This window comes from Okeania sp. SIO2B9 (assembly GCF_010672505.1).
In the GTDB taxonomy this organism is placed as follows: Bacteria; Cyanobacteriota; Cyanobacteriia; order Cyanobacteriales; family Microcoleaceae; genus Okeania; species Okeania hirsuta.
The window spans coordinates 1-4,441 of the sequence record NZ_JAAHGK010000612.1; the positions used below are offsets into that span (position 1 = coordinate 1).

Consider the following 4,441-nt stretch of genomic DNA (forward strand, 5'->3'; position numbering starts at 1 on the left):
TATACAATGTGGTAATTGGGTTGCTTGAATTTAGCAGGCTTTAAAGTTATATTGATAAATTAGGGTTATGAGCGTTTAGCAAATCAATATTAATAAAGAAGTAATTTAGCAAAACCTATAGCCTGGTTTACTGAGTGGTGACTAAAAAGTTTAAAAACAACCTGATAAAATCACATTATCTGCTAAAGTTAACCAAATTAAAAAATGGGAGATCATTTCACTTTTTATTAAGGGCTAACTACTGAAGTTAAACAATTTGGATAAATTTGGACAAATCTCAATAAATCTTGACAAAAAACTGATTGTCTGCTAGCGTACACAAAAGCAAAAATCAAGCTAATTTAATTTAGATTAAGGCTTGAAACCCTGTACAAAACTCTTAAGAATAGGTAGCTTGTAAAAAGGTGATTGAGAAATCCATTAACCTTAAGTGAATGTCCGGAATATATCAAGTAGCAAAGTTTTCATAGTAGATTAATAGATTTTAGTAGGTGGAGTTCCCGCCGATTTTAAGCCTGCTCTCGAAGATAAGTTACAGACTGCGGTCAGTGGTATTCAATGTTCGCGCAGCATTGCGTCAGCAAAGCAGGAAGCTAGCTCTAAAACCCTTTTGGGTAAGTTTGGGTAAGTTGAGTAGAACGGTAAATAGTAATATTTGTCTCAGGTTTTTCGCACTTCAGAGTTAGGAGCAGTTTTTTTTTGAGCGCCCTCTTCTTTTGTTTGTGTTCAGTCAATCTCAGTCAACAAAGTTTTTGTTTTATTGTCATTAAGCAAGTCAAAGTCTGGAGGAAATTGGTATGTCAATTCGTTTGTATATAGGTAATCTACCTAAAGAAGTAATGGAACGTCAAGAACTGCAAGAAGTTTTTGCCGAAGAAGGTGATAGTGTGAGCACTAAATTGATCACAGATCGTAAAACTGGTAAGTGCCGTGGTTTTGGCTTTGTAACAGTCAAAAATGATGAACAAGCTGACCAAATTATCGAAAAGTACAATGGTTATCAGTTTAAAGAAAGTCCTTTGAAAATTGAAAAGGCTTTGCCACGCTCTAAGAATAAGGGCGAGTCAGAAAAAACTGAGGATGAGTCAAAACCAGCCAGCAGAAGCACTGGTAAGGCGAAAAAGTCTCGTCGTGAAAAGGATAAAGGAGCATCTAAAACTACCAGTAGTACTCCTAATTCTAGCGGAAATGATGCAGTTCAGCCAGACCCCCGTTGGGCAGATGCGTTAACACAGTTGAAGCAGCGTTTAGCAGCTACCAGTAATTCTTAAGAAAACAAACAAGTAAAGTAAATTAGACTATCAAGTTAAAATGATTGTAGATATAGTTGTACAAGGAACTGTAGCTATATCTATAAAATCTTAATAAGTTTATAAAGTCACTTTGAAGCCTTCGATTTAATGATAAATCAAAGGCTCTTTTTATAGTTTAATTTTTGACTACAGCAATTTTCATTTCAGTAGACCACAGTAGAGGCGAATAGCCATTTCCCCTTAAACGATTTTTGTTATGATGATGTGGTTCATCAATCTGAAAAGCGCTGTAAGACAAGACAGATTTCAGTTAATTAGTTATAGGTTTCATGATTTTGATATTTAATTAAGCTTGGAACGACTATGTTTGTAGCTAAACTTAGCTCTACCTCATATTGCAATTCACTTATCTCTATGATTCAAACTAACTATATGTTATAAGAAAAAATTCAAAAACTTATAACACTTTCGATCTAAGTAATGCTATGGGTAAACATACTAACTTTCTAGGGGTAGAGACGTAAGCTCGACGGTTGAACACATCATATTGATTGTGCTCAATAGCATCTAAAATTTTACTGTAAAGCATGGAAGCTGACCAAACAGGCCAACGAATATCAGGATTCAAACGCCTAATACCTTTCTCTGCATCAACAAAAAACTTGCGTGCTCTGTTAATCTGAAATTTCATTAATTCTCGCCAGCGTCGATCAATTACACCATTCAATAAATCTTCTTCAGTATAATCAAACAAAGCTAATTCTTCTAGAGGAATGTAAATCCGACCCCGACGAGCATCTTCTCCTACATCTCGTAGAATATTGGTAAGTTGATTGGCAATTCCCAAAGCGATCGCCTCTGATGTGGGAGATTTCATCTGTTGGTTTTTATTCCAGGGAGCAGTCAAACTTGATTGAACCACTCCCATAACTGGCATAGTCATTAAACCAACTGTACCTGCTACTCGATAACAGTAAAGTTCCAGTTCCTTAAATGTTTCGTAGCGACTGCGGTACAGATCCATTTGCTGACCCGCGATCATATCTCTAAATGGTTGTATGTCTAAAGGAAACTTGGATAGTGTATCTACCAAAGCTACATCTGTATCTTCTAGTGGATAGCCAGCAAAGAGAGATTCTAGATGTTTTTCCCACTCTTGGAGAGTTTCTGTAGTTGTAGTACTTGACATGGGTCCATCGACCAGTTCATCTGTACGACGACACCAGACATATATTGCCCATATCGCCTTACGTTTAGCTTCTGGCATTAACTGAGTACCCATGTAAAAAGTTTTAGAATAGGTAGCTGTGACTTGACGACACAACTCATAAGACTCTTCTAGTGATACCAGGGATGAACGAGTCATGCGCTGAGAATATTTAGACCGTTGCAGCATTCTTTGCTGGCTTTGGAGTTGTTGGTTGCAGGTTTGCATGAGATTCAAGTTGAGTAGAAGCGTTAGCGGAGCTTGCCTTAGTAATTGCCTGCGCTGTAAGCTTTCCAGAAAGTACAGCTCCTTCCATGCTGGCTAGATAGCGCTGCATAGTATAGTCTCCTGTAAGGAAGAAATTTGCAATTGGTGTTACTTGGGAAGGGCGACAATCTTGGCGACCGGAGGTAGCTTTATATACAGAGCGGGGCGTTTTGACAACGTGAGATTTCAACAACTTAGCTGGAGAATTTCCTGTAAAGTGATGGGGAAATAATTTTTCCAACTCTGCCATTGTGGCTGCGACTATTTCTTGGTCGGATTTAGAAATCCAGTCTTTGGCGGGTGCTAATACTAATTCCAACATGGAACGATCGGGATTAGCATATTCACGACAAGTGTTACTCATGTCTGCATAGACACTTAGTAGAGGTGAGCGTGAAAACAGTAGATGGTCTATATCTGTTAGTTTGCGATCAAACCATAGATGTAGATTAATTACTGGTACACCTTCAAGACCATTGAGCTTTTGGAAGTATTCCATCTGCTGCCACGGTTTGGGTAACATTGTTTTTAGGGGATCGACTGGCATTGCTGATACATAAGCATCAGCAGTTATTACTCGGTCTTGTGCTCCATTTAATCCTCTGATTAGAAATCCACTGACTTGACCATCATCGTTCAGTAAAAATTCCTTTACGGGTACGTTCAACTGTACTTCTCCACCTCCCTTTGCAATATAATCTACCAGAGGTTGACATAATCGCTCTGTTGGCGAACCATCTAAAAAGGCCATTTTAGAGCCGTTTTTTTCTTGGAGAAAACGGTTTAGAGCTGTGAGAATTACAGTTGAGGATATTTCCTCTGGCCCAATAAAATTCAACGCTTTTGACATGGCGATGAATACTTCTTTCTCTACTCTCGGAGGAACATTCTGTTTTTTCAACCATTCTGAGAAGGTGTATCTGTCCATTTTTTCCACATATTCCTGGCCTTGAAGCATAGCTGGAATCAGACCTATACCAAATCTAATTTTTTCTGGCCAGGTTAGCATATCATTATTGCGGAGAATAGCCACTACTCCATTCAAAGGTGCTGGAATATCAGGAAAATCAAATCTAGAGTATGTTCCTGGTTTTTCTGGCTGATTAAAAATCATCGTGTGCTGTTTCCATTGCAGTCTATCCTCTATATTTAGTTCTTTGAATAGCTGCAACATATTTGGATAGGCTCCAAAAAATATATGTAGACCGGTCTCGTACCAGTCTCCTTCCTCGTCTTTCCAGGCTGCTACCTTACCTCCTAGAACGTCCCTTCTTTCTAGGACTATTGGAGTATGACCCATGTCTGTTAGATATTTGGCACAGGAAAGACCGGCTAGTCCCGCTCCCGCGATCGCAACTCGCATTTACTTGGTAAAAACCTCTTTAATTCAATTTACTTCTTTTTTATTATTATAACTTTACAAGTTGTTACAAATTTCAGCAACATCTCATTTGTTATTTTTAATTCCATTTGCCTCAATTTTTGTTATATATACTTTTGACAAAAAGTAGATAAGTGTGGTAATGTTACAGCAAAATTAGTAATATAATCTAAGTATCTTAATAAAATTTAAAAATACATACTTAAATTTGCTCTTGAATATCGATAACAGATTAAGATTAACAGACTAAGGGTAAGAGGCGAGCACAAAAAAAATTAAATCTATAAATCTAAGTTAAGTATGTAGCTATAGAAAAAAAGGCCAAATAAGGAA

Annotated in this window: 4 protein-coding genes; 1 reads left to right on the forward strand and 3 read right to left on the reverse strand. The window is 37.5% G+C overall.

What is annotated here, in order from left to right; genetic code table 11:
- The first annotated feature begins 797 nt into the window (after nt 1–797).
- On the forward strand, nt 798–1,271 hold the full coding sequence (locus tag F6K13_RS20105) for an RNA-binding protein (protein WP_287288160.1): 474 nt from the start codon (nt 798–800) through the stop codon (nt 1,269–1,271).
- 157 nt (nt 1,272–1,428) lie between these two features.
- Here F6K13_RS20105 and F6K13_RS20110 read toward each other — a convergent pair whose 3' ends face one another.
- The 3 genes from F6K13_RS20110 to pds all read right to left on the reverse strand — a co-directional run bounded on the left by F6K13_RS20110 (nt 1,429) and on the right by pds (nt 4,090).
- On the reverse strand, nt 1,429–1,551 hold the full coding sequence (locus F6K13_RS20110) for a hypothetical protein (protein ID WP_275670291.1): 123 nt from the start codon (nt 1,549–1,551) through the stop codon (nt 1,429–1,431).
- Nucleotides 1,552–1,710: 159 nt separating this feature from the next.
- Entirely contained in the window at nt 1,711–2,649 is a 939-nt protein-coding gene (gene crtB, locus F6K13_RS20115; protein WP_124143572.1) for a 15-cis-phytoene synthase CrtB, read from the reverse strand.
- Nucleotides 2,633–4,090, reverse strand: coding sequence for a 15-cis-phytoene desaturase (pds, locus tag F6K13_RS20120; RefSeq protein WP_124143551.1), 1,458 nt, complete (start codon nt 4,088–4,090; stop codon nt 2,633–2,635). Before pds ends, crtB begins: the two co-directional genes overlap by 17 nt.
- Nucleotides 4,091–4,441 lie beyond the last annotated feature (351 nt).